The sequence below is a fragment of the Fictibacillus aquaticus genome (genome assembly GCF_002245695.1).
GTDB lineage: Bacteria > Bacillota > Bacilli > Bacillales > Fictibacillaceae > Fictibacillus > Fictibacillus aquaticus.
In genome coordinates, this window is the sequence record NZ_NOII01000002.1 from 83440 (window position 1) to 106802 (window position 23363).

Here is a 23363-nt window from a genome sequence, read left to right on the forward strand (position 1 = left end):
GGCACCCCTTTACGGCGTAATATCGTGAAACGTATTGGTCTCTTTCACAAATTTCATGTTCACCATACCCGTCCTTCCCTGGCGGTTCTTGGAGAATAAGATTTCTGTTATGCCTGGTGTTTGCGAATCGGCATAGTAGTAATCATCCCTGTAAAGAAACAGGATCAAGTCTGCCGTTTGTTCGATCGCACCTGATTCCCTTAAGTCTGACATCATCGGTCGTTTATCTTGCCTCTGCTCAAGACCACGGCTCAGCTGAGACAGGATGATCACCGGTATGTTGAATTCAGCAGCCATATGCTTGAGCGCAAGAATGATGTCCTCGATCTCATGATGTCGGCTGGCTTTGTTCTCGATTGTTTTCATGAGCGTTAAGAAGTCAATCATCACCACATGCTTGAAGTCAGGGTTTTCTTTCATGTTCCGCCTCACCACTGCTCGCATTTCGTTCACTGTATTCTCGCGGCGGATGCTGAATTTCAGCTTCTCCAGCACCGACATGGCGTTATGATATTTGTTCCAGTCAGATGCCTCGAAGTATTTGTTCGGGTTGCGCATCTTCATGAGGTTGATCCGGCCTTCTGTTGCGATCAGTCGGTCGATTACCGCACCTTCGCTCATCTCGATGCTGAAGATGGTAGGCATGATCTTGTCTTTCTTTGACCCTTCTAGCGCGCAATTAAGAACAAGCGCTGTCTTTCCCATCGATGGTCTGGCACCTATAACGATCAAGTCTCCGTCCTGCCATCCATCGGTCAGCAAGTTCAGACTCATGTAACCGGTATTCACACCACTCAATCCTTTTTCTGGTGTATCTGCGTGTTCTCTTGCACGGTTCAGAAGCATATCCTTAAATGACTGCTTGTCCTCAACCGTGTTTCCCTCTAGCTTTGTCATCTGGTCGATGAACAGGGTCAGCTTCGTCATGTCGTTCTGTTCTCTCACGCCATCCAAGAACGAGTGTGCTAACCTTTCAGCTGTCTCGATCGTCCAATACTCCAAGATTAGGTTCTGATGCCGCTTGAATGTTTCTCCATCTGGCGCGTATGCGAACAAGTTCCGCAAGTATTCAGGACCGCCGAAACTGATAATTGCCGTGTGTCCAAGATCTTCGAGCGAGAGGATATCAATCTCTGTGCCTTTACTGCTTAAATCAAGCAATGCTTTGAAAAGTGCTCTGTGCTCCACGCTGTAAAAATGCTTGGTATTCAGCTTGGTTTCCTCGAGGTATGTAGGGTCATTCAAAATGATTCCTAAGACCTTCTGCTCGTTTTTCACCAGCCTATTAATCTTCTGATCCATCAACCTTCACCGCCGAATAAATTGTTTGCGTTAATATGTTCCAAGGGTTTTACAACAGGTTCTTCCCTGGGCTTAAACGGTTTTACTTTGTTTTGCTTTTCTTGGATTTCAAGATGCAAGCGATCGTATTGATCACGCAGCTTGGCTCCAGAGAGGATGTTTTTGTGCCAGAAAGTGTTTTGCTGCACCCAGTCAATCATCTTCGCTATGACTCTAGGATCCTTGCCATCGATATCGATCAGCTTCCGCATATCGTCTGCCCATTTCTGCAGATCAGGTTCTTTGTGTGCAGGGTTGTTAGCCAGAATTCGTTCGTACAAGCGTTTGGCAAGCTGGAAAGGGATAGACGCAGGGTCGTAAACGTGTTTGCGACGTATATCTTTTAAATCTTTACTTTCTTTTACTTTCTTTTCTTTTATTGCATTGCTTTTGGTTTGCATTTGCATTGCATTTGCATTGCTTTTACATTCCTCTTGCATGCCCAAATTCTCAGAATCCGCGTCATTACTGGATTTCTCCCAACGCTTCTTGGCAGCCTTTCTTCGCTTTTCGCTGATGGTTTCTTTCAATTCCATCCGTTTTATGAGCGAAAGTGACCAAATATTTTCGTCATCTTCAACGAGGAGATCAAACTCATGAATGCAATCTTCTACAAACTTTTGTGCAAAATCAGATTTGCATTGCATTTGCATTGCAAGTGCATTAAACAAATGTTTACCCTTCTTCAATTTGAAGTCTTCCTGCTCTCTGAGAATCTCGATGAGCATCCAGTACATGCCGTATCCTTCCGTGCCATACACGCTTCTCATGGCTGATATCTTCGGATCGTGCCTGGCGTTGCTGTCATGCGAAAAATAGAACGCTTCTTTCATACCCCTGTATCCCCTTCCCTTTAGTGCCTGCTTGATTCTTACCCTGCTGTGACGATACGCTGCTTACCTGATGTTCGGTTCACCAGATGTACCTGCCCGCTGACGTTCTTTGTAATCAGCCAATTATTCGGGTTGAGTCCCTTTTCCGCCATCAGTATCCGCTGCGCTCGCGTTGGCCGTTTTCCATTTTTCATAATCGTTTCTCCTCATACAAATGACATGTTTATTCCTGATCACTTTTACTGCTGAAAACTCAGGATAGGCCTTAGCCAAGTAGCCATGGACGTAACCCATAAAGCGTTTTTCGTTCTTGGCCAACACTGTCCAATAAAAGAGTGGCAGCTGCACAAAATACCGAATCGGGTCGCTCATGCGGCCTCCTGTTTGAATCAGACTTTGCAGTGTGCTACACTACGCTTGAGTTGTTTTTCATGTGCTCGTCCTGCCGGGGCGAGCACTTTTTGTTCTTCATACGCTTTTAAGATCATTCCTGGGGGCCGAGAAAGACGGTCAGCTGTCTCATCCACACCGATGACGGGTACGTGGTGTTTAAGATAAAACACCTCTTCTGCCGTCAGCCGGTTCCCTTTCTTCTGTACTTCATCAGGAGCAAGAGCGAAACCAAGTTCTTTGATCTTCTGCTCCGTTTCCTTGCTGTAATCTTCTTTCCTATCCAGCAGCCGAAGAAGCTTCATGCGAGCTGCCTTTTTCTCCATTCTGTTCATTGTGTACACCTCTCTTCCTAGTGCTGATCCGCACTGGCAGAGTCCGGAGAAGGGGGATGGCGAAGGGAGGCGCCTCGGGTCCGGACCCTGTCAGCAGGGACCAACTTGCTCTTGGCAAGTGGCCATGCTAAAATGACGTTATCAAACCTTTTATATGTGACTCATTTAAGCAGTAAGCGTTGCAGCGCTTGCTGCTTTTTCTATTTTCGGGCCGTATGTTTGCTGGAAGCGTGCGCGTGTTTGGTCAATCCATTTGGAGAGCCTGTAGTAATGCTCAGCTTCAATGCGTTTGCCTGCTTTGCTCAAGGCGTGTGCATACATGTTCAGCGACCGGTGCATCATGATCATCTCCATGCCGTCCATCTCAACGGAATGCTTAGCAGCAAGGACTTTGTTGAAAGAGATATCAAACAGCTTGCGGTTAAAGCCCTCCAGTCCTTTACGATAGCGAGACATAGCGTTCTTAATCATGGCCAAGTCAGTGCGAATCAGTGCGATCTTTTCCTTCATTGTGCTTCCCTCTCAATCTCTAAAGTTATGATGAGCTTGTGAATATCCAATCCTTTATGCTGCATCCCGCGAACCATCTTGATGATGTTATCCTGTTCATCTTTTGCTTGAATTAGCTGATCGAGTTCTACGAGCGCTCTTTTCTGTTCTTCCAGCCACCACAGTGCTTTCTTCATGTCACCGGATTCCATGTAAAGGTTCTGTCTTCTGGAGCAAACCTGAATGAACTTATGAAGCCTGTTTGCCCACCATAAATCCCGATTGAAAACCTTGCCTTCCATGCTCATATCCTACTGCTTCCTCTCTGCATGTATCCGTTTGCAATAAGCTTTTGCGTATGATGTTTCCAGCTGTCGTTCCAGCTCACTCCGTATTCTGTGCAGATTACGGCGACGTAATGGCTGAGTGCGTAGATCCCATCGATCGCCTGGTCTACCGTTTCTTTCAGCTGATGCCGGTCGTGTTCGTTCATGCTAACCGGTTGATTGGCGAGGCATACCGCGCTGATCGCTTCGAGTGCTTCCTGTAGCTCTTCCCTTGCTTTCGCCGCAACACTTGCTCTGTGCAGATCCACTGCGTTCCCGTCAAGTCGCTTCACCCAGCCGCCTGCCGTATAATCATGCGCCACTTCCATCGCATAGAACGGGTCATCCCACTTATCCATGAGTGTTTGAGAGATATCCATCGGAACCCTTGCTCGTTCGGTCTCATAAGCCGAAACACTTTCCCTCGAGACGTTCAGGTCCATCGACAGCCTCAGCTGCGATTGCTTCCCCCGATTCTCCTTAATGTACTTACCAACTCCCATATTCGGTTGTTCCTCCTTTTACCAACTGTTCATGTATAACCGTGTAATGTAGTAGATAGATAGCTTGTCCTCTTGACTTTACACATCTTTTTGCATCACATCGCTGCATAACGATCACCTGCGCTTATCGGACTAAGATCGGAACGGTTCAGCCAGTTAAAGAACGCTTCGCGGGACACACGTTTCTGGCGGCCGACGCGGACGAGTGGGAAGTCTTTATACTCCATCACCTCGTAAGCCACGCGGCGTGAGATTTTTAAAATCTCGGCAACATGCCTGCTGTCTAGGATCAATGGGTAATCCTCCACCTGGGGGAATTTGTTTTTTTTCATGCTTCTTCATCTCCTTTCGTTATTAAGTAGTGCGAAAGACTTCAATAGAGGCTGCCACTAGGTGATTACTCACACTTAAAATGTAAAACCATGAAATAGAGTGAAATATTACCAGTAAAAAAGTTCAAAAAAATAGAGTCTCTTGATTGATTTCCAACAACTGCACACAGCATCGACCAAGTAGATCGGTGCTCTATGCAGTTGTGGAGGAAAATTTCTTCTCCTGTCGAATTATGGTAAATACAGGAAGGAGGTGTAGTTCTATGGATTATGCATTAGTTAAGGAACAAGGTGTCACATTTGCTGTTGTTGTTGTTAAATCCTATGTGCTTAAAAGTGATGACGTTGAGGAAGTCAGAGCTAGTTACAGACCTTATTTCCCTGGCGTCCCTATCATATTGATGGCTCAAGATTTACGTGGTGTCCCAACATACCATGGTAGAAAAGATATAGTTAAGTTTCTTTCTAGGATTGATCATCGCCGTCTACCTTGGAAGCGGAAACAGGCTTAAGCTCTTCTGGCTCACCAACTTGATTAACAACTGGTGCATCATTCAATATTTTTTCAAAAGCTATTGGATTCACTCGTATGCCTGCAACAAGTTTATTCTCTTGTCCAGCTGCCGTTGCCGCGGTGGCTGGTTGCTTCTGAATTAGGTTTTTTACATCTTCTTCGCTTTTTAGATACATGTTTTCACCACCTTTCAATCGTTGCTGTGTGAGTAGTGGAGGAAAGTTTCATTTAAGCAGAATTAACATCGATACATTTTGTATCAAAATCAACCTGAAAAAGGTCTGGAAAGAGTTCGCGATCCCTTATTCCGTAAAGTTGTTCAAACTTTAGCATTGTTTCTCTTCCGGGGTTTCTTTCACCCTTTTCTATTTTCCTTACATATACTTCAGAGATTTCTAAAATTTCTGCTACCTGTTTTTGAGTTAAATCTTTAGAAGTACGAAGATTAACCAGTTTTTTTCTCATAATCCCACCTCACTTTGATACGATATGTATCTCGATAATCCGATTATAAATGATACATTTTGTATCGTCAATCATTTTTGATACATTTCTTATCATCTATTTATTTCCGATACAAAGTGTATCTATAATATAAGTAAATTAAATATAAATAGCGAGGGGAGGAAAGGGATGTTAGGGCAGCGTTTGAAGAAATTAAGAGGTAAACGTACTCAAGAAGATATTGCGCAAATGATCGGTATATCTAGACCGAGGTACTCGCATTATGAAACTGGAAGAAGTGAACCAGATCATGAAACCCTTCAAAAGATGGCAAATTTATTTGGAGTTTCCACTGATTATCTTTTAATTGGTTCTGATATTGTTAAAAATCCTAAGCTTCCTTCAAAAAAACTATCACCTGTAGTTACCGACGATGTCATCAATTTTACTGATGTTGAAATAAGATTATTAGAAGAAATCAAAAAACATCCTGTGCTATTTCATGATCTCGCAAATGCGCCTGAGAAGAAGATTAAGCAGCTAATCAAAATGTGGGAGTTCATAAAAAAGGATCTTGAAGAAGATGAAGACGAGGACATTATTGAAGATTAAATGAATGCCTTTACATAATATACACGCTTCTGCGTGTTTTCTTTTAACATCAATTGGTTTTATTGACCATTAAAGGGGTATTATAACATGTTAAAAAAAGCCTTATTAGCTTTAACCCTTTCACTTGTTGTTACTGGGTGCCAAAGTAACATTGAACCTAAAACAAATAAAGCTAAAGCTGAAAAAAAGGGTGACTACTACAAGGACTTCCCCAAGCCACTTGGATTAATAATTCATGATTATAACAAAATAGTTGATCACTTAAATCAAAATGGAAATAACCCAGGGATTTCTCATATTGAATATGAAAGCCTGCCTCCATTAGAACCTGCAGAATTCGAAGACAATCCGAACTTTTTTACTCAAAGCATACAAAATGAAACTGAAGATGACGGAAGTCATAAATTTGAACTCAAAGCTGTTTTCAATGAAGATAAAATTTTGGTTGGAGTCTATTTACTGTCAATTGGCCTTGATTCTAACCAAATGGAATTCTCTGAAAAGGGCATTATGTCTTCAGTAATTCTCTTAAATGCATTAGATATACAGGAATCTGGAATTGACGATTTTCTTATGAGTACTTCTGCCACCAAAGTAATAAAAAACGGTAAATACAAAGTCAAATTAACAAAATTAGCAGACATGGGAATGTTTGCAATAAACGTTTGGGAAAAAAATACTCGTATTCAAGAATGACATTCAATAAGGTGTGACAACATGCAGCTAAGTCAACTAATCATAAATACACATTCAGACTATTGGGAAGAACGCGCTGAAAAGGTGCTCTCCCACTTCTCATTCAGCTTTGCGGATGAAATCGATATGGCCATGATCTGCAAGCGCTACGGTATTAAACTGCTGCCGCTGGATGTTCATTTTTATGAAGGGGACGTGGAAGACGGTTTAAAAGCATTCTCCCTCCCCTCCTCCGGCCGACGCGGCATTATATACATACAGCCAGGGCTGGATCCGGTCGAGAAGAAACTGATCCTCGCTGAGGAATTCTGCCATATCTACGCACATCACACAAATCAGCTCACAATGGACAAGTCCTATATCGGTAAGCTCGAAGCCCAGGCAAAGCGAATGGCTGCATACCTGCTCATGCCAGGCAACTTTCTAAATGAAGTCTACCTTGTTGCTGAAGATCAAGCTGTTTGCATCTCAGACATCGCGGATCACTTCCTCGTCACCGAAGAGTTTGCACAATACCGCCTGCAGTTGGCATTTGGCCGGAAGGTAGATGTGCTGACTAGTGTTGGAGGTAAGATAGGGGCGGTTGAGTGGATTAAATAAAATTTGTTCGGAGGTTTCTTAATGTCAACTTCAACATTACAAACTCAAATTAAAAGAACACGATTAAAAATAAGTGATTTAAAAAAGAAATTATCAAAAGAGCAAGAAAACGAATCTAAAGCTCGTAAGGAACTTATTAAAATCAAAAAAAGTATAACTAAAAATACTTCTGTAACAATGTTGAAAAACAAATTATCCAAAAGCGACAAATTAAATGTTGAACTGGAAAAATCATTAAAAGAACAAAGTTCCTTAAACAAAAAACTGCTTACTGAAGAAAAGCTTCTTACAAAGTATGAGGAAGATTTTTATAAAGCACAAGAAAAAGAGACAAAGAAATTATCACGAGTGATTGATAGTCGAATCAAACAATCTGACGCAATACAAGATCAAATAAGTCAAGAGCTTTCTATTTTAAGACAAAAAACTCAAAAAATTATTGATCAAGAAACAGAAAAAATTCAATACGATGTTTTCATTTCTCATTCCACTAATGATAAAGAAAGCATTGTGAGTGAATTATCTAATCTGCTAGAGTCCAAAGGATATACAGTATTTGAAGATGTTAAAGTCTTCAAAATTGGAGATAGCATATCTCGTAAGATTAATGATGGTATCATTCATTCAAAATTTGGTGTTGTTGTGTTATCACCATCTTTTATTAAAAGTGCTTGGGCAACTTATGAGTTCACTGGATTTTTAATGAGAGAAATGAGCGAGAATAAGAAAGTAATTTTGCCAATTTGGCACGACATAACAAAAGAAGAAGTTAGTCAGTTTAATCCAACTCTGCTGGATAAATTTTCACTATCAACTGATAAGCACTCTGTTGAAGAAATAGCAAATTTAATTGCTGAAGCATTACCAGATCCAATAATTACTTATAAAAATTAATTTTTTAATTTTTTTACAATCTATAAAGGCTGAGGTTTCAGTCTTTTTTTGTAACAAAACTTAGAACAAGTGTTCGAATTATGGAAGGGGATGTTTGGATGAAAGGATATTTTAGAAAACGTGGTGCCAGGTGGTCGTTTACATTAGATATTGGTCGTGACGAAAAGACAGGTAAGCGAAAGCAAAAAACAGTATCAGGATTTTCTACAAAGAAGGAAGCACAGGCAGCTGCCGCAGATCTAATCGCCAAATTCGAGCAAGGACAGTATGTCGAGCCTTCCAAAGTTACGGTTAATGAATTTCTTGGGGATTATATGAGCGTGCATTACCGCTCTTCTGTTCGCCCTGGCACATTGGAACGCGCAGAACACATGTTAAAGAACCACATTACCCCTGCTTTCGGTCATGCCATGATGAAGAACCTAAAGCCGCTACATTTCCAAAGGTTCTATGCGGAAAAGTCCGAGGCCGGTCTTTCTCCAGGTACGATTAAAGGAATGCACACGTTTCTAGTAACAGCAATGGAGATGGCGGTCACCTGGGAACTCTTGCCGAACAACCCGGCTCGCCGTGCTAAGCCGCCTAAACAGCAGCAACACACTATTTCCGTTTGGAGTCATGAAGAGTCGGAGATGTTTTTGCAGCATGCAAAAGGAGTCAGCTCTTATTATTTAATTTTTCTTGTTGCACTATACACCGGTATGCGTAAAGGTGAGATATTAGGTTTGAGATGGGACGATATTGACTTTGAAGCAAAGACTATCTATGTAAACCAGAGTTTGACGTACTCGTTAAAAGAGCTGCGGATCAGCGAACCCAAAACAAAGTCATCCAAGCGCGCGATCTTAACACCCGTTCATGTTTTGCAAGAACTGAAGAAGCACCGATTGCGACAAAAAGAGATTAAGTTGAAACTCGGTACAGGATACGATAACGCTTTGGCTGAAAAATATGTGTTCACTACGAGCAAAGGTAACTTCATCTATCCTCAAGTGCTGAACAAAGCCCTGGTTAAGTTGTGCAAGGAATTGGAACTCTCCCCTATTCGCTTTCACGATCTACGGCATACTCATGCGACCATGCTGCTATCGTTAGGAGTTAACCCTAAAATCGTCTCAGAACGATTAGGCCATACCAGCATCGTCATTACATTGGATACCTACTCTCATGTATTGCCGGCTATGCAAGAGGAAATGGTGACGAACCTAGAGACGGCTATTTCCAAGATTCAAACCGTACTTTAATGAGCAATGTGGTCAATTCGTGGTCAGTGGTCGCTTTTCACGACCACAAAAACGCCCGAAACCCTTGATATACAAGGGGTTCGGGCGTTCTCATTTTTACTTATTTCGTTTCACGGTGAACTGTGTATTTCTTAAGACGCGGGCTGTACTTTTTAAGCTCAAGACGCTCAGGGTTCGTACGCTTGTTCTTAGTTGTGATGTAGTTACGGTCACCAGTTTCAGTGCAAGCTAGAGTAATGTTTACACGCATTGTTGTTTCCCTCCAAACCATACAAAAATCGTTAACTAACGTTTCAGATAGTTATAAAACCATACTTTAACATAATAACAGAACAAAAAACTTCTATCAAGCGGTTTTAAAAAAGTTTGCGCTCCTTAAGCAGATAATCCTGAACCACATCAATGAAAGTTGCATGAGACCAAGTTAGTGGTGCCACACTTAACGGTTCTCCGTTCAGTGGATTCATCTGTTCAGGCAGTACACCTGTAGAAAAGCTATGCGACAGCGTCCAGTGCAGCCACTTTTTCGCTTCATGCAGTTCTTCTAATGACGGTGCTGCTGCAATCTTCCACTTGGCAAGCCATAGAGAGCAGATTATCCATGGGTTGCCAGGCACACGCCTTAAATCATGGGTTTGCTGAAAATAATAATCATTAAAATAACGTGCGACACCGCCTGTTTCTGTCTTGACAGTCAGTTCCGTTTCGATCGCTTCCATAGTGCTTCTTATTCGTTCATCTGAAGCCTCAAACACTCCGAATGCAAACAGAGCGTACATACTGGATTCCATCGTAATGTCCTTGATATAGGTGCCATCAGCATTCGGATAGATTCCTCTTATAAAGCGGTTCTGCGCATTATCATACAAGTGCGTCTCAATCCCTTTTTTGACCCGCTCGGCGCCTTTTCTGTACCTTAACGCACGGTCGTCTTCACCAAAAAGAGAGGCGAAAGAACAGGCTGCCATAAGACCACCATATACAGCGGCTGCGGTAAACGAAAAGATGCCGCGGCGTTCTTCCCAAAGGTCGTATGATGGCTGAGGCAAATCGAGCTGTTCGTTCATGAACGAGAGCAGGAAACGCGCGCTCGGGCGGACAAGCGAGCGGTACAGTGACTGTGCGAATTCAATATCCCCAGTCTCCTCGTAATGCTGCCAGAATGCCCACAGGACGAGTGCGGTTTCATCTTCCTGAATGGCAAGCTGACTGTTTCCTTGACTGTCTACGAATGGATGCCAGCTCGAACCGATAGAACCGTCAGGATTATACTTGTGATGCAAATATCCATCTTTGGTCAGAAGATCTGAACAGCGGCGGTAAAAATTTTTCACCATGCCATGGTACCCCGCCTTTGTTACTGCCGCAGCCACGAGAGCCCCGTCACGCGGCCACATATAGCTGTAGTGGTCACGATTATACTGCTGAATGTCTGAATCATTCGCAGCCATGATGTATCCATTCTCATTTGTCTGGGTTCTTATGATAAGGAGACTCCTTTTATAAAGATCGATCAGTTCCTGTTCTAGCCCGCCATGTCCGATTGGAGCTTTGTTCACCCAGCGCCGCCAATAGACATCAATCTTATCCACGGTCAATGAAGGACCGATCTCGATCATATAATCGTTCAGTCCCAGAACATCTTCACGGTTTCGCCCTGCTGTCATCCAATAAAATGCTGTGCAATCCTCCCCAGGGGAAATCGTTCCGCTCAATGAGAACGTGCTGTCGACCGATCCCTGCGCAATCGGGTTGATGTTTAATATACCGTCTTCTGCGTCTCGCCAAGTACCTTCTGCACTTTGAAACCGTTTGATGCCTGTTGTATATTGTTGGATGCCCCGATTGTTCATCATTCCGTTAAAAAGAAAATATCTGTTCTTTTTATAATGGATCACAGTACGCGACTCCGGATCGAAATAAGCCGTATCCCCGACTTCAGTTTCATAGATGTTTAAATCCTGATGAAAAAACAAGCGGACTTCCGCTTGTTCTTCACCATTGTTCTTTACTGTGATACGCCTTACAAACATGTTCTCCCGCTGATGCACACCATCTTCAAAAGTAAGCGAAATGCAGCCGTTTTTCTGCCGCACTTCGCTTTTAGTGACGAGTGAATCCGTGTGGTAACCAGGTTTGATCTCCCATTCGGGCGAAGTAAGCCAAGAAAATACACCGTTCACCCATATACCGACTTTGTTCGCATGGCCTTGGACGTGGTTCTGTTGACCAACGTACGGATAATAAATATCTCTTATCTGCATAAAATCATCGATATTAACAAGCAGATTTCCGTTACCGACTGCCAGATGCCTAGGCATTCCTACACCTGCTGATATTGACGGATTTTATTAATGTAATTACTTGCGAACTCTTTGGCTTTCTTCTCATCCATGCCTTGAGAATATACCGTGAACACAGGGTGTTCAGAATCAGGGAGTATGAGAGTCCAGCCCCCGTCCGGATGAAACACTTTGATTCCGTCAAGAAGCTCCACGTTGCTTCCTTTGATATCTTCCATCAGCTTCCTCATCACCTGCCCTTTTTTATCTTTCGGACACGGCACGAGCTCTCTGAGCAGCTGAACATCTGGAAGCATTTCCAGCAGTCCGCTGATTGTAGCATTCTTTTTGGCGAGCAGCTCGAGAATCTGAATAAAAGCGTACTGTGCATCAAACAGGTAATTCATTTCACCTTCCCCTACTTCTAGCAAAGAACGAGGATTTGCTTTTGTACGTATGAGCTTACCATCAAGTGCTGCGGCAATCGCTTCAAGTCCTGATGAACCATAAACCGGTATTGCCATCTCTTTTATTTTTTGATCGTAAAAGGCTGTGAATACATACAGCGCAAGCATTGTTTCATCGTCTAGCACCTGCCCGGTTTCCGTGACGAGACGCATTGTCTCACCTTCTTCACCAACAAGGATCCCTACATGGGCGTTTGTCGCTCTTACAAAGGAGGTAAGTTCTTCGGCGCTTGTCTGGTATGGAACCGTCAGGATCTCGCAATTCAAGCGATTGTAAAGCTCTGGAATAAAACTTAAATAAGGCTGATGACGATAGTTGACCACTACTCTGAATTTCACGTTCTTAATTAATTTAACATCGACCGTCTTCATTAGAGCTTCAATATAATCCTCGCTTTTGGCGGAGTTCGCTGTACCTTTTCCGATCCGGTCAAATGCTGCACGGCGGTAATCTTCCTGCCAATAGGCATTTTCGATCTTACGTTCAATATCAGGATGGATCGGAAGTCCTTTTTCGTCATAAAATTCAATCGTGAGCTGTTTCTCGTCATTGCGGTTCGAAAAGCGGAAATAAATGCCTCCCTGCAGCTTTTCATTTTTGATCGTAAAGCGCACGACCGGTGAAACAGTTGGACTGATATCATAGGTGTTAACTCCGGATGAGTGAAGCCCCTGCATGAACGCTTGTTTGATCATGATTGAAAAGTGGTTTGAATCGGAAGCAACGCCTATCTTGGACCCGTGCGGCAGCACAGCACCGTAGGCCGCTGCAAGCCTTGCAACATAATCAGGTGTGATTTCCACATTCGCGATCCCATTGATACCTCTTGCACCAAATAATGATTTACTTGCTTTTCTCCCCCAAATAAGGGAAGTATGCACAAGTGCTTCTTCATATATTTCTTTTTCTGGCCATATTTTCACTTCAGGCTTTAATGTTGCCTTCCGTCCGATCACGCAATGGTTGCCTACTACTGCATGTTCATAGATCGATGCTCCGTTCTCGACTTTTGTACCGTTCGCGACGGTGGCTCCGCGAAGCTCAGCTTCTGTGCCGATATAAACATCGTTCCAGAGCACACTTTTCTTTACAGAGCTTTTTGAAGAGAGCACGCTGTTCTTGCCGATTACACTCAGCCTCTCCACTCTTGCCCCTTTGCGGATAACCGTTCCTTCTCCGATGCTGGCCGGACCTTCGATTATTGCACCGTCTTCAATGAAACAGTTCTCGCCTGCCCAAATGCCTGGCTTGATTTCTTGTCCGTACATAGGAAGCTCCACAAGCCCGCTCAGCATATCATAGTGAGACTGCCTATATTGCTGAAGGTTTCCAATATCTGACCAATAGCCTTCTGCGCTGTATCCGTACAAGTGTCTTTCTTCTTTCATGAGAAGCGGGAAAAGATCTTTACTGAAATCAAAAGGAACGTTTTTTTCCATGTAAGAGAAAACAATCGGATCGACCACATATATGCCCGTGTTTACCGTGTCGCTGAACACCTCGTTCCAGCTTGGCTTTTCGAGAAACCGGATGATCTTGCCGTCTTCATTCGTCATGATGACGCCATATTCAAGAGGTGATTCCACCTGTTTCATAAAGATGGTGACGGCTGCCCCTTTTTCTTCATGATAAGAGATGCCTTGCTCAAGGTCGAAGTCAGTGAGCGCATCACCGCTCACCACTACGAACGTTTCATCGAGAAAGTCTTCAGCAGCTTTGATCGCTCCAGCTGTACCGAGCGGAACAGTCTCCTCGAAATAGTGAAGGTTTACGCCAAACTCGCTTCCGTCGCCGAAATAGTTGCGAATGGCGTCCGGCAGATAATGAACCGTTACAGCAATGTCTGTAATACCATGCTTTTTCAGCAGCTCTATCCCGTATTCCATTACCGGCTTATGAAGCATCGGTACCATCGGTTTTGGCAGATTGCATGTTAAAGGTCTTAATCGTGTTCCTTTTCCTCCAGCCATGATGACGCCCTTCATTTAGCAAGACCTCCTGTATAAATCAGTTTTTTCAAGCAGCTTTCATAAACGTCTACGGTTGCATCCGCAATTTTCTCCCAGTTAAAAACGGTCAGTGCCGCTTCATGTCCCGCAGCAGCGATTTGTTTCGCTCTGTCTCTGTCTGACAGCATGTATTCTATTGCCCATACTATCGAGGCTGGATCCTGAGGAATGATCTTCAATCCGTTCTGTTCATGATCGATAATCTCGCTCAAACCGCCCGTATCAGAAACGATGGTCAGTTTTCCTGCTGCCATTCCCTCAAGCGCTACGATGCCGAATGGTTCATAATGGCTTGGAAACAAAGCTGCGTCACAGGAGAAAAGCCATTGGTTCCTTTCTTCATCTGATACGAACCCTGTAAACCACACATCTTCTTCCACACCTCGATCTTTAGCAGCCTGCCTAAGTTCCTCGAGCATCGGTCCTTTCCCAGCTATCACAAATCGGATGCTTCTGCCCTTTGCCCGGAAGATTGCTGAAGCATCGATGATTGTCTGAAACCCTTTTTCCCGGACGGCTCTGCCAACCGAAAAAATGGTAGCTTCATGATGGCTCGCAGCAGGAATGTGGCCGTGTTCAGGCTTTTTAACTAAGTTGGGGTCAATCCCGTTCGGCAGCACTGAGAGTTTCTCATCTTGCAGTCCAAAAAGACTCTGTACCTCTTTTCGCATATACTCGCTGCATACAATCACCTTATCCGCATGAAAGGCGAGGTCGGCTTCTTTCTGGTGGATTTCATGCTGCATAGGAGAGAAGATCCCTTTGTTCCTCCCGCTCTCAGTCGCATGGATCGTTGCGATAAGCGGAATGTTTAAGTCCTGTTTCAAACGTGCGGCGGCTACACTGACAAGCCAGTCATGAGCATGGATGCAATCGAATGTAATCTTTTTTCCGAGCTCGGTTCCCTGGGCTGCTATCGCTGCGTTCAGGCTTCCCGTCCAATGGAAGAAATCATTAAAATGCGGCTGAGCTCCTCTTACACGGTAAACGTGGACTTTCTCGTTGATTTCGTGTTCAGGGTATCCGTCAACAAAGGAAGTAATCACATAAACATTGTGTCCTTGTTCTGCCAGTTTGCGGGATAAATCATACACATGGCGAGAAAGGCCGCCAACGACCATCGGCGGGTATTCCCAGGAAAGCATCAATATGTTTTTCCCATCTGTCTTAGGTTCTGAGTAGTGCTGCTCTACATATTCATCATGAAGACTGTAAAACTCTTTAAAATTTATTTCTGTTAGGAAAGGAAATTCTTTTTCATAATGCTGGATCGTGGAGTTTGAGAGATGCTGTGAATAAAAATGAATCAAGAGTTCATTGAAGTGTGCAACATGCTGGTTAAACCTTTCTCCTGCGTATTGTGCAGCAGTTCCTCCATCGATGATAAACGCCCAGTCAGAGGAGGCAGCGAGCATCCACTCTCTCACCATCTGATCAAAACATCGCTGTTTAAGAGGTTTATAAGCGTGCTGCAGTCCGGCAGCGCATTTAATCAATTCTCTTTCACATTTATGAAGATGCCGGTACATCCACGCATTTTTGTGGTTCAGCCAAACATCCCCATATCCGTCCCTTCCCCATGTAGAAAAGGAAGCGTGAACGGTATCGAGGTCTCTATAATGTCTTTGAAGGTATTCTTGAGGAGTCGTCCATTCCGTTTTAGTCATTTGTTCTCTAAAAAGCGCTGAGAGAAAATCAGGTCCTTCATACCACCAATGGCCAAAAAGTTCAGCATCGAACGGCGCTGTGATGAGATGAGGAGGATAGCATTGCGCATCATTTTCAGCACTGATTTCATCAGCTGATGCAGCAAAATGTGCGGCATGCATTTTTGCTTTCTGCTGTGCAGCCAGCGGAACATACGCCTCTTTCTCTTCTGCGTGACCGGTTATCCGTTTATGCTTAAATCCCGAATCGATCCGAAACCCCTCAGGATGCATATGCGGTTTTATGTAGTTCCATTCCCGCTCATAAGCAATATCCCGATAAAATTCCCGGTATTCAAAGTCTCCAGGATAACCAGTGGATGAGCTCCAGATTTTTGAAGACATTTCCTGATTGCGCGGAAAAAGCGCCACACCATGAGGTGAATAGCAAGGGGCGCCGATATCATAGCGCGGTCCCGGGCTAGATGAACGGATGGTATGTTCATCTACGAACGTATAACGGATACCCTCTTCTGCAAGAATTTTATCCACACCAGGAGTGAATGCGCATTCCGGGAGCCAAAATCCTTCTGGCTTCCTTCCAAAATGCTTCTCAAAAGCGGATATACCAGAGGAAATCTGGCACCTGAGCGCTTGCTCAGTTTGAATATACGGCAAGAAGGCATGCGTCGCTGCCGATGTGAAGCATTCAATAACACCCTCTTTATCGTAATGCTTGAATGCCTTCAGAATACTTGAATCATACTTTAAGAATGTATCGTACACCCTGTCGAACCGGTCTTTATAATGCCTGACAAGCTGTGCATCATCAGGCTCCTGCCTTCTTTCTTCTTTTTTGGCAAGATTCCTTAGTGAATCCAGATGTTCAGCGTAGCGCCGCTGAAGCACAGGATCAGCAAGCATCTCTAATAGTGGAGGCGAGAACGAAATACTGAAATTTGCAGCTTTCTTCTCTTCAAGAATCCATAAAAGAGGAATGTAAGTTTCTGTGATTGCCTCGAACAGCCATCTTTCCTCAAGTCTGTTTGCTTCTCTGTGTCTGACATAAGGAAGGTGAGCGTGCAATACAAATGCGATATATCCATGTGCCATACTTCTGTCCCCTATCTGATTTTTTGATAATATGAGTAGACTGAATAATTCTCAAGCCACTCCGGCTCCGATTGATTTTCAGTTTTCCATCGCCGGACCTTCTCTGACATTCTTTCGTCTTCTTTCAAAAAGCTCGTTTCAGCCGCATTCCCGCGCAGCAGCGTGAAAAAGCTTCCGTCAAAGGTTCTTGTCCCTATATCAGCAATGTACGTCCTTCCAGGCTCAAGATTATGCAAAAACCAGTTATTCGTCATTTCCGGCACATCCATCTCGAATGCTTTATGAGCGTTATGACCATGAAAAACAATATCTGTAACGTCATACATTTTAATGACTTTGGGCAGGTCGCTCCATGCCGTACGGAAATGATGCTCAGCCATCTTTCGGGTCCCCTCAGAAAGACTCCAGTAAACAAACATGGTCTGTGGTCCTTGCGGCATCATGTATAAGATATCTTCCTCATATTCCGATGGCATGACCCATGTCACCTCATTGTTTTCCACGTATTCAGCTTCGTGTGCTGTTTCCGTCACCGATGACTGTTTTCTGTACTGCCTCCACCTGTATTGAACTTTGCCGACTGACATGTTCATTTTTTCTGCAATTTCATACAGCGTCAGCCCTTCATTTTTCCATTTGACGATCTCTTCAATCATGATTTCACCTCTTTGTATAAATGGGTTAGAACAGCCAAAAATATCCCGAAAAAGTAGAATTTAGGTAATCGTAACATTGTAATAAACCCCTAACAACCAGCGAAAATTGACTAATTTTGCGGTTCCGCACCACCACTGGAAATTTCCAGATTGTAAATTTTCTGAAAACGTTTGCTTTACAAACTATTGCAAAAAATGTAATAAATTTCGACAAATTCTTTATTCTGCTGGATTTATATGGTTTTTTTATTCAGGATAAATGCGAATCGTGGCGAATCGACGTCAAAAAAGCTATCCCCGAACGTAATACTATGTTATAAAAGTAATGTGCAACTGTATTTGAACAGGAGGTTAACATGGAATTTATTATTTTTGGGATGCTTGCAGCCGGCCTTGTCCTTTTACTTCTTTCTTACAAGAAGGAACGCGGTGCAAATGTTGAGACACAGTTAGAGAATTTTTCTATTCAGCTGATGAAAGAAATTTATCAGATCAAGAAAAAGCTGAAAGTACTGGAAGATGAAATCATGATTAACGATAAAAATTAATATACAAATGAGAGGTATTAAAACATGTCAAACAAAAGCCTCCGTGCCTTTTCAGCGGGGTTGATCCTTTCAACCGGCATTTTTGCCGTCTCCTACTATTACATATCTCCTGAATCCAGCGAACCTGCTGTAACACAGGAACAAATAGACTCTTATCTTGCAGAGCAGGAGAAGACTGCCATTTCCAACGAGGAATACGCGAGCCTGAAAACGGCTTCCATCAAGCCTGGCACAGAGAAAAAATCAGCTGTCAAGCAGCCTGTAAAAGACGATAAACCATCTGAAGAAATCTACCGTATGACATTGTCTGTTACTCAAGGGATGAGTACCGGTGAAGTATGCGATGAACTTGAACGAGGAAAGATCATTAAGAGCAGCAGTGAGTTTTTGAAATATCTTCGTTCAACCAATCGTGAAGGAGCGGTCCGTTTCGGTTCATATAATGTAAACAGCAAAATGAGCGCAGAAGTTGTGGCGAACATCATTACTTCTCCTTAAATAAAAAAAGCAGCGGAAATCCGCTGCTTTTTTGTTTGTTCATTTTTCAAGTCTATTCGTTTAAACCGTATCGTTTACCCTTCACGAGAAAAATAATGCTTTCTGCAATATTCGTAGCATGGTCTGCAGTACGCTCTATATAGCGGCACACGAATGAAAGCTGCGTAATCTGAGCCAGATAATCCGGGTTCTGCGCCATCATTCCTAGGAGCTCTTGTATGATTTTCCCGTAAAGTTCGTCAACCTGGTCATCAATATCTGCCAGTTCTTTAGCCAGCACAACATCTTCGTCTACATAAGCAGTAATTGATTTTGACAGCATATCAATCGCGATGCCTGCCATTTTAGGGATTTCTTCCATTGGCTTAATAAGCGGCGTTGACCCTATACGGATTGTTGACTTTGCTATGTTTACTGCAAAGTCCGCCATGCGCTCTACATCAGAAGAAATTTTAATCGCCGCAATAATTCTTCTTAAATCAGTGGCAACCGGTGCCTGCTTAGCGATGAGAAGGATCGCAGCATCATTGATTTCATCTTCTAGTATGTTGATCCTTTGGTCATTCTCAATAATCTCAAGAGCTTTTTCTAAATCCTGATTTTTCAAAGCTATTACAGACTCCATTAACGCATGTTCCGTCATTTTTGCAAGCTTAACGATTGATTCCTTCAGTTCATCCAGCTGATGCTGAAAATTTTCGCGAACAACCATTGATCCCACTCCGTTCTAATTTTTATCCGAAACGTCCTGTAATATAATCTTCCGTTCGCTTATCGGAAGGATTGGAGAATAATGTGCTTGTATCCGTATACTCTACAACTTCTCCATTAAGGAAAAAGGCTGTCCGGTCAGAAATACGAGCTGCTTGCTGCATGTTGTGCGTTACGATAACGATACTGTATTCCTTCTTTAATTCTTGAACGAGCTCCTCTACTTTTAACGTAGAAATCGGATCAAGGGCAGATGTCGGCTCATCCATGAGGATAACGTCAGGTTCGATTGCAAGACAGCGGGCGATACAGATACGCTGCTGCTGACCGCCGGAAAGACCAAAGGCGTTTTCGTGCAGACGGTCTTTTACTTCATCCCAGATTGCTGCTCCTCTTAAGCTCTTCTCCACCACTTCGTCAAGGACCTTTTTATTTTTAATGCCATGGATTTTCGGACCATAAGCAATATTCTCATAAATAGATTTCGGGAAAGGATTCGGTTTCTGGAAAACCATCCCTACTTGAGTACGCAGTTCTTCAACACTGTACTTAGAATCAAAAATGTTACGGTCGCGATAGATGATCTCACCAGACATGCGTACGATCGGTACCATCTCGACCATTCGGTTTAATGTTTTAATAAACGTTGATTTACCGCATCCTGACGGCCCAATGATCGCAGTTACTTGCTTTTCAGGAATATCGAACTTGATATCCTTCAATGCATGATCCTGTCCGTACCAAAGATTAAGATTGTTTACTTTAAAAGCCGCTGGAGCATCCTGTACATTTTCTTTCTTTACATTTTCTTTCTTTACATTTTTATGATTGATTGTTACTTCCATCATCATATCCTCCTTCAGTACACCAGTTTAGAAACGTTTATGAAACTTGTTGCGGATGTAGACAGCAATTGAGTTCATGATCAGCAGGATGATCAGCAGCACGATAATCCCCGATGCCGCGAGCATATGGAAATCTTCCTGCGGCCTGCTAGTCCAGTTATAAAGCTGTATCGGCAGCACCGTAAACTGTGAAAACAAGTTCTCCGGTACAAATGCCACGTAGGCTAGTGCCCCTACAACGAGAAGAGGTGCAGTTTCACCAATCGCACGGGAAAGTGCAAGGATCGTTCCAGTCAATATTCCCGGCAGAGCCGCCGGAAAAACAATTCTTCTGATCGTCTGCCATTTCGTTGCGCCCATGCCATAAGATGCTTCACGTAAATCTCTCGGCACAGTTCTAAGAGCTTCCTGAGAAGCCACAACAATTACTGGCAGGATTAATAATGCCATGGTCAATCCGCCTGCAAGCACGCTTCGCTGCAATTCGAGCAATCGCACAAATATGGTTAATCCGAGCAGTCCAAAAACGATGGATGGAACTCCTGCCAAGTTTGAGATATTGATTTGTATAAATCGGGTAAATGCATTTTTCTTTGCATATTCTTCCAAATATATGGCTGTTCCGACACCTAGAATGAACGATACAGGTGCGGTAACGGCCATCACCCATAATGTTCCGATAAGCGCAGCCCAGATTCCCGCTCTTTCTGGCATGCGGGAAGCAAAGTTCGTGATGAATTCCAGGCTTAAATATTCCATGCCTTCTGATCCGATTCTGTAAAGAAGAACAGCCAGGACAACAAGTGCAAACATCGTTGCTGCGATAAAAATACCTTTTGCAGTACTGTTTGCCGCAATACGGCGACCCATTCTTTTACGGACAGTTTCTTTTTTTATTAAAGCCATTAGTATTCCTCCCTAAACCTGCGGGAAATAAATTGCGCAAGCAGGTTCATAATCAGCGTAAACAGGAATAGTGTCATACCGACTGCATAAATGCTGTAGTAGATCGTCGTACCGAAACCAGCGTCTCCCTGGCTGACTTGTACGATATAAGCTGTCATTGTCTGGATCGATTCTGTAACATTGATATCTGAAGTCGGCCGAGAGCCCCCAGCGATCGTTACGATCATCGTCTCTCCAATAGCCCTGGAAATGCCGAGTACAAACGAGGCAATTACACCTGACAGCGCGGCAGGAAGAACTACTTTTATGGCAACTTCAAACTTGGTTGCACCAAGGGCCAGTGCTCCTTCTCTCATTGAGTTCGGGACAGCATTCATCGCATCTTCTGATAAGGAAGCAATCATCGGAATTATCATAATTCCAACTACGATTCCTGGGCTCAAGGCATTGAATATTTTCAATGTTGGAATAAACTCTTTTAAAAGCGGTGTAACAAATGTCAGTGCAAAAAATCCGTAAACGATAGTCGGGACCCCTGCTAGAACCTCAAGAATCGGCTTGATGATCTTTCTCGTTTTTGCCGATGCATACTCACTAAGGTAGATAGCGGCAGCAAGTCCTACCGGGATGGCTACAGCCATTGCGATAGCCGTAACGGTAAGCGTTCCGGCAACAAGTGCAATGATTCCATAGTCTGCATGTTCTTCACCAGTAAACGGGAACCAGTGTTTATTGGTCACAAATTCAACGATTGATACTCGTTCAAAAAACGTGAACGTTTCCGCAAGCAGCGTAAAAACAATACCGACTGTTGTAAGAATTGAAATGATAGCACAAGCGAGGAATAGCTTTGGCATCGTTTTTTCAGTAAGCGCACTGCGGCTTCTCTTTGATTTATTATCCTTGATCATCTGGCGTATCGAAGATGAGTTATTTCTGTTCCCATCCATTGTCAGTACCTCCCTATTTTAAACACATATAACAGGTGAAAGGTGAGGGGGATGCCCCTCACCTCATTATTTTAAGAATAGTATAACTCTTCTGACAGTTTACTTTCCAGCAATTTCATCCAGCTTGTCAAGCTGCTTCTTGTACTCTTCTTCTGGAAGAGCAACATATCCGATCGTGTCAGAAGCCGCAAGCTCTCCAGCGTTTTCAAGAGTAAACTTCATGTATTCGTAAACCGCTTCGTTCTCTTTCACAGCCTTGTTGCTTGCATAAGTGAACAGCGGACGAGATAGAGGTGCATATTCGCCTGATTCAATTGTTTTAGCAGTAGGCTCTACAGGGCCTTTACCGCCATCGATCGGTACAGCTTTTAGCTTGTCTTTATTTGCCTGGTAATAAGCATATCCAAAGAATCCGATCGCTTTGTCAGATCCCGTTACACCTTGGACTAGTACGTTATCGTCTTCAGAAAGCTGCGCATCACGGCGCATAGGCTTTTCTTCAAGAATTACTTCATCAAAGTAATCGTAAGTTCCAGAATCTGTTCCTGGAGCAAACACATCAATTTTTTCTTTTGGCCAGCCTTCACGAACATCAGCCCATGTTTTTGCCGCGCCGTCTTCAAGGAAAATTTTCTTTAATTCATCAACAGTCAAGTGGTCGATAAAGTCATTTTCTTTGCTTACTACAACAGAAAGACCGTCATATGCAAGCTGGAATTCTGTATAGTCGACTTTGCCCTTTTTTGCTTCTGCTTTTTCTTCGTCTTTGATCGGACGAGATGCATTCGCAAGATCAAGTTCGCCTCGTACAAACTTTTCAAATCCACCGCCTGTTCCAGAAACACCTACAGGAGCTTTAACATCAGGGTTTTGTGCTTGAAATTCTTCAGATACAGCTTCCATGATCGGGAATACTGTGGATGAGCCGTCGATCTTGATGCTTCCGCTTACTTCTTTTCCGCCTCCAGCACCGTTCTCACTTTTGTTCCCGCAAGCTGCGCTGAACACAAGGAGCATTGCCATTACTGCCAAAAGATAAACCGACTTCATGTTCTTCATTTGTCTAGGTCCCCCTAATTTTTGTTTAAGTACCGCCGCTGCAGCTGCCATTACAGCTTGCTGCCTCAGCATCCCTTAAAGCTCTTAAGTATCTTACATGCTCTATCATAAAACCTGAT

General features: G+C 43.4%; 29 protein-coding genes. 8 read left to right on the forward strand and 21 right to left on the reverse strand.

All coding sequences use genetic code 11. The features are described 5' to 3' along the window. Positions 1 to 9: 9 nt before the first annotated feature. From CGZ90_RS08290 to CGZ90_RS08320, 9 genes are all read right to left on the reverse strand, one after another. On the reverse strand, positions 10 to 1302 hold the full coding sequence (locus tag CGZ90_RS08290; protein ID WP_094251922.1) for a replicative DNA helicase: 1293 nt from the start codon (positions 1300 to 1302) through the stop codon (positions 10 to 12). Continuing rightward, positions 1302 to 2174: a DUF4373 domain-containing protein gene (locus CGZ90_RS08295; protein WP_094251923.1), complete on the reverse strand. Its 873-nt coding sequence runs from the start codon at positions 2172 to 2174 to the stop codon at positions 1302 to 1304. The genes CGZ90_RS08290 and CGZ90_RS08295 overlap by 1 nt, the downstream gene beginning before the upstream one ends. 38 nt (positions 2175 to 2212) lie before the next feature. Continuing rightward, positions 2213 to 2368 carry a DUF6906 family protein gene (locus CGZ90_RS21295; protein WP_420841352.1) on the reverse strand — a complete coding sequence of 52 codons (156 nt, stop codon included), beginning with the start codon at positions 2366 to 2368 and terminating at the stop codon, positions 2213 to 2215. Continuing rightward, entirely contained in the window at positions 2298 to 2546 is a 249-nt protein-coding gene (locus tag CGZ90_RS20710) for a hypothetical protein (protein WP_165766815.1), read from the reverse strand. Before CGZ90_RS20710 ends, CGZ90_RS21295 begins: the two co-directional genes overlap by 71 nt. 17 nt (positions 2547 to 2563) lie before the next feature. Next, positions 2564 to 2899: a hypothetical protein gene (locus CGZ90_RS08300; RefSeq protein ID WP_094251924.1), complete on the reverse strand. Its 336-nt coding sequence runs from the start codon at positions 2897 to 2899 to the stop codon at positions 2564 to 2566. 165 nt (positions 2900 to 3064) lie between these two features. Further along, positions 3065 to 3409: a hypothetical protein gene (locus CGZ90_RS08305; RefSeq protein WP_094251925.1), complete on the reverse strand. Its 345-nt coding sequence runs from the start codon at positions 3407 to 3409 to the stop codon at positions 3065 to 3067. Beyond that, positions 3406 to 3696 (reverse strand): hypothetical protein, encoded by a 291-nt coding sequence (locus tag CGZ90_RS08310; RefSeq protein ID WP_094251926.1) that lies wholly within the window; start codon positions 3694 to 3696, stop codon positions 3406 to 3408. The genes CGZ90_RS08305 and CGZ90_RS08310 overlap by 4 nt, the downstream gene beginning before the upstream one ends. Then, positions 3693 to 4217 (reverse strand): hypothetical protein, encoded by a 525-nt coding sequence (locus tag CGZ90_RS08315; protein ID WP_094251927.1) that lies wholly within the window; start codon positions 4215 to 4217, stop codon positions 3693 to 3695. Before CGZ90_RS08315 ends, CGZ90_RS08310 begins: the two co-directional genes overlap by 4 nt. A 95-nt stretch (positions 4218 to 4312) precedes the next feature. Then, complete coding sequence (locus tag CGZ90_RS08320; protein ID WP_338032230.1) at positions 4313 to 4510, reverse strand: helix-turn-helix domain-containing protein; 198 nt, start codon at positions 4508 to 4510, stop codon at positions 4313 to 4315. Positions 4511 to 4812: 302 nt separating this feature from the next. On the opposite strand from CGZ90_RS08320, the gene CGZ90_RS08325 reads away from it, so the two are divergent. Beyond that, complete coding sequence (locus CGZ90_RS08325; protein WP_094251929.1) at positions 4813 to 5061, forward strand: hypothetical protein; 249 nt, start codon at positions 4813 to 4815, stop codon at positions 5059 to 5061. Here the strand turns inward: CGZ90_RS08325 and CGZ90_RS20475 are convergent. Both CGZ90_RS20475 and CGZ90_RS08330 read right to left on the reverse strand, forming a co-directional pair. Then, a complete protein-coding gene (locus tag CGZ90_RS20475) occupies positions 5015 to 5239 on the reverse strand; it encodes a hypothetical protein (RefSeq protein WP_133063569.1) in 225 nt (74 codons plus the stop codon). The two genes, CGZ90_RS08325 and CGZ90_RS20475, sit on opposite strands and share 47 nt — an antisense overlap. A 52-nt stretch (positions 5240 to 5291) precedes the next feature. Continuing rightward, complete coding sequence (locus CGZ90_RS08330) at positions 5292 to 5528, reverse strand: helix-turn-helix transcriptional regulator (RefSeq protein WP_094251930.1); 237 nt, start codon at positions 5526 to 5528, stop codon at positions 5292 to 5294. A gap of 168 nt (positions 5529 to 5696) precedes the next feature. On the opposite strand from CGZ90_RS08330, the gene CGZ90_RS08335 reads away from it, so the two are divergent. The 5 genes from CGZ90_RS08335 (at position 5697) to CGZ90_RS08355 (ending at position 9553) form a co-directional block, all read left to right on the forward strand. After that, on the forward strand, positions 5697 to 6119 hold the full coding sequence (locus CGZ90_RS08335; RefSeq protein ID WP_094251931.1) for a helix-turn-helix domain-containing protein: 423 nt from the start codon (positions 5697 to 5699) through the stop codon (positions 6117 to 6119). 87 nt (positions 6120 to 6206) lie between these two features. Continuing rightward, entirely contained in the window at positions 6207 to 6815 is a 609-nt protein-coding gene (locus CGZ90_RS08340) for a hypothetical protein (RefSeq protein WP_094251932.1), read from the forward strand. Between the two features lie 21 nt (positions 6816 to 6836). Next, positions 6837 to 7415, forward strand: coding sequence for an ImmA/IrrE family metallo-endopeptidase (locus CGZ90_RS08345; RefSeq protein ID WP_094251933.1), 579 nt, complete (start codon positions 6837 to 6839; stop codon positions 7413 to 7415). A 21-nt stretch (positions 7416 to 7436) separates the two neighbouring features. Then, positions 7437 to 8309, forward strand: coding sequence for a TIR domain-containing protein (locus CGZ90_RS08350; protein WP_094251934.1), 873 nt, complete (start codon positions 7437 to 7439; stop codon positions 8307 to 8309). A gap of 98 nt (positions 8310 to 8407) precedes the next feature. Next, entirely contained in the window at positions 8408 to 9553 is a 1146-nt protein-coding gene (locus CGZ90_RS08355; RefSeq protein WP_165766816.1) for a site-specific integrase, read from the forward strand. A gap of 100 nt (positions 9554 to 9653) precedes the next feature. Here the strand turns inward: CGZ90_RS08355 and rpmG are convergent, their stop codons facing one another. From rpmG to CGZ90_RS08380, 5 genes are all read right to left on the reverse strand, one after another. Further along, entirely contained in the window at positions 9654 to 9803 is a 150-nt protein-coding gene (rpmG, locus tag CGZ90_RS08360) for a 50S ribosomal protein L33 (RefSeq protein WP_094251936.1), read from the reverse strand. Between the two features lie 106 nt (positions 9804 to 9909). Beyond that, positions 9910 to 11874, reverse strand: a complete 1965-nt coding sequence (locus CGZ90_RS08365) for a glycoside hydrolase family 15 protein (protein ID WP_094251937.1) — start codon at positions 11872 to 11874, stop codon at positions 9910 to 9912. A gap of 2 nt (positions 11875 to 11876) precedes the next feature. After that, entirely contained in the window at positions 11877 to 14288 is a 2412-nt protein-coding gene (locus CGZ90_RS08370; protein WP_094251938.1) for a sugar phosphate nucleotidyltransferase, read from the reverse strand. Continuing rightward, positions 14285 to 17071, reverse strand: coding sequence for a 1,4-alpha-glucan branching protein domain-containing protein (locus CGZ90_RS08375; protein WP_094251939.1), 2787 nt, complete (start codon positions 17069 to 17071; stop codon positions 14285 to 14287). Before CGZ90_RS08375 ends, CGZ90_RS08370 begins: the two co-directional genes overlap by 4 nt. Positions 17072 to 17082: 11 nt before the next feature. Continuing rightward, positions 17083 to 17727 (reverse strand): DUF4912 domain-containing protein, encoded by a 645-nt coding sequence (locus CGZ90_RS08380; RefSeq protein WP_094251940.1) that lies wholly within the window; start codon positions 17725 to 17727, stop codon positions 17083 to 17085. Positions 17728 to 18083: 356 nt separating this feature from the next. Here CGZ90_RS08380 and CGZ90_RS08385 point away from each other — a divergent pair, with 356 nt between their 5' ends. Further along, positions 18084 to 18275 (forward strand): hypothetical protein, encoded by a 192-nt coding sequence (locus CGZ90_RS08385; RefSeq protein ID WP_094251941.1) that lies wholly within the window; start codon positions 18084 to 18086, stop codon positions 18273 to 18275. A gap of 24 nt (positions 18276 to 18299) precedes the next feature. Continuing rightward, positions 18300 to 18773: an MltG/YceG/YrrL family protein gene (locus CGZ90_RS08390; protein WP_094251942.1), complete on the forward strand. Its 474-nt coding sequence runs from the start codon at positions 18300 to 18302 to the stop codon at positions 18771 to 18773. Between the two features lie 52 nt (positions 18774 to 18825). Here CGZ90_RS08390 and phoU read toward each other — a convergent pair whose 3' ends face one another. The 5 genes from phoU to CGZ90_RS08415 form a co-directional block, all read right to left on the reverse strand. Beyond that, a complete protein-coding gene (gene phoU / locus CGZ90_RS08395; protein ID WP_094251943.1) occupies positions 18826 to 19485 on the reverse strand; it encodes a phosphate signaling complex protein PhoU in 660 nt (219 codons plus the stop codon). 22 nt (positions 19486 to 19507) lie between these two features. Beyond that, the gene (gene pstB, locus CGZ90_RS08400) at positions 19508 to 20335 is read right to left on the reverse strand and encodes a phosphate ABC transporter ATP-binding protein PstB (protein WP_379675148.1); all 828 of its coding nucleotides are present in this window, start codon (positions 20333 to 20335) and stop codon (positions 19508 to 19510) included. 21 nt (positions 20336 to 20356) lie between these two features. Beyond that, a complete protein-coding gene (gene pstA, locus CGZ90_RS08405) occupies positions 20357 to 21235 on the reverse strand; it encodes a phosphate ABC transporter permease PstA (protein WP_094251945.1) in 879 nt (292 codons plus the stop codon). Then, positions 21235 to 22185, reverse strand: coding sequence for a phosphate ABC transporter permease subunit PstC (gene pstC / locus CGZ90_RS08410; protein ID WP_094251946.1), 951 nt, complete (start codon positions 22183 to 22185; stop codon positions 21235 to 21237). Before pstC ends, pstA begins: the two co-directional genes overlap by 1 nt. Positions 22186 to 22284: 99 nt before the next feature. Continuing rightward, positions 22285 to 23244 (reverse strand): PstS family phosphate ABC transporter substrate-binding protein, encoded by a 960-nt coding sequence (locus CGZ90_RS08415; protein ID WP_094251947.1) that lies wholly within the window; start codon positions 23242 to 23244, stop codon positions 22285 to 22287. Positions 23245 to 23363 lie beyond the last annotated feature (119 nt).

Excerpts from the sequence above, each read along its gene's own strand:
- rpmG (WP_094251936.1), bottom strand. The coding sequence starts at position 9,803 with ATGCGTGTAAACATTACTCTAGCTTGCACTGAAACTGGTGACCGTAAC.
- phoU (WP_094251943.1), bottom strand. The coding sequence starts at position 19,485 with ATGGTTGTTCGCGAAAATTTTCAGCATCAGCTGGATGAACTGAAGGAA.
- CGZ90_RS08290 (WP_094251922.1), bottom strand. The coding sequence starts at position 1,302 with ATGGATCAGAAGATTAATAGGCTGGTGAAAAACGAGCAGAAGGTCTTA.
- CGZ90_RS08340 (WP_094251932.1), top strand. The coding sequence starts at position 6,207 with ATGTTAAAAAAAGCCTTATTAGCTTTAACCCTTTCACTTGTTGTTACT.
- CGZ90_RS08310 (WP_094251926.1), bottom strand. The coding sequence starts at position 3,696 with ATGAGCATGGAAGGCAAGGTTTTCAATCGGGATTTATGGTGGGCAAAC.
- CGZ90_RS08315 (WP_094251927.1), bottom strand. The coding sequence starts at position 4,217 with ATGGGAGTTGGTAAGTACATTAAGGAGAATCGGGGGAAGCAATCGCAG.
- CGZ90_RS08355 (WP_165766816.1), top strand. The coding sequence starts at position 8,408 with ATGAAAGGATATTTTAGAAAACGTGGTGCCAGGTGGTCGTTTACATTA.
- CGZ90_RS08295 (WP_094251923.1), bottom strand. The coding sequence starts at position 2,174 with ATGAAAGAAGCGTTCTATTTTTCGCATGACAGCAACGCCAGGCACGAT.
- CGZ90_RS08345 (WP_094251933.1), top strand. The coding sequence starts at position 6,837 with ATGCAGCTAAGTCAACTAATCATAAATACACATTCAGACTATTGGGAA.
- CGZ90_RS08300 (WP_094251924.1), bottom strand. The coding sequence starts at position 2,899 with ATGAACAGAATGGAGAAAAAGGCAGCTCGCATGAAGCTTCTTCGGCTG.
- pstC (WP_094251946.1), bottom strand. The coding sequence starts at position 22,185 with ATGGATGGGAACAGAAATAACTCATCTTCGATACGCCAGATGATCAAG.
- CGZ90_RS08365 (WP_094251937.1), bottom strand. The coding sequence starts at position 11,874 with ATGCCTAGGCATCTGGCAGTCGGTAACGGAAATCTGCTTGTTAATATC.
- pstA (WP_094251945.1), bottom strand. The coding sequence starts at position 21,235 with ATGGCTTTAATAAAAAAAGAAACTGTCCGTAAAAGAATGGGTCGCCGT.
- CGZ90_RS21295 (WP_420841352.1), bottom strand. The coding sequence starts at position 2,368 with ATGAAAAATGGAAAACGGCCAACGCGAGCGCAGCGGATACTGATGGCG.
- CGZ90_RS08335 (WP_094251931.1), top strand. The coding sequence starts at position 5,697 with ATGTTAGGGCAGCGTTTGAAGAAATTAAGAGGTAAACGTACTCAAGAA.
- CGZ90_RS08350 (WP_094251934.1), top strand. The coding sequence starts at position 7,437 with ATGTCAACTTCAACATTACAAACTCAAATTAAAAGAACACGATTAAAA.
- CGZ90_RS08415 (WP_094251947.1), bottom strand. The coding sequence starts at position 23,244 with ATGAAGAACATGAAGTCGGTTTATCTTTTGGCAGTAATGGCAATGCTC.
- CGZ90_RS08370 (WP_094251938.1), bottom strand. The coding sequence starts at position 14,288 with ATGAAGGGCGTCATCATGGCTGGAGGAAAAGGAACACGATTAAGACCT.
- CGZ90_RS08390 (WP_094251942.1), top strand. The coding sequence starts at position 18,300 with ATGTCAAACAAAAGCCTCCGTGCCTTTTCAGCGGGGTTGATCCTTTCA.
- CGZ90_RS20475 (WP_133063569.1), bottom strand. The coding sequence starts at position 5,239 with ATGTATCTAAAAAGCGAAGAAGATGTAAAAAACCTAATTCAGAAGCAA.
- CGZ90_RS08385 (WP_094251941.1), top strand. The coding sequence starts at position 18,084 with ATGGAATTTATTATTTTTGGGATGCTTGCAGCCGGCCTTGTCCTTTTA.
- CGZ90_RS08305 (WP_094251925.1), bottom strand. The coding sequence starts at position 3,409 with ATGAAGGAAAAGATCGCACTGATTCGCACTGACTTGGCCATGATTAAG.
- pstB (WP_379675148.1), bottom strand. The coding sequence starts at position 20,335 with ATGATGATGGAAGTAACAATCAATCATAAAAATGTAAAGAAAGAAAAT.
- CGZ90_RS08380 (WP_094251940.1), bottom strand. The coding sequence starts at position 17,727 with ATGATTGAAGAGATCGTCAAATGGAAAAATGAAGGGCTGACGCTGTAT.
- CGZ90_RS08375 (WP_094251939.1), bottom strand. The coding sequence starts at position 17,071 with ATGGCACATGGATATATCGCATTTGTATTGCACGCTCACCTTCCTTAT.
- CGZ90_RS08330 (WP_094251930.1), bottom strand. The coding sequence starts at position 5,528 with ATGAGAAAAAAACTGGTTAATCTTCGTACTTCTAAAGATTTAACTCAA.
- CGZ90_RS20710 (WP_165766815.1), bottom strand. The coding sequence starts at position 2,546 with ATGAGCGACCCGATTCGGTATTTTGTGCAGCTGCCACTCTTTTATTGG.
- CGZ90_RS08325 (WP_094251929.1), top strand. The coding sequence starts at position 4,813 with ATGGATTATGCATTAGTTAAGGAACAAGGTGTCACATTTGCTGTTGTT.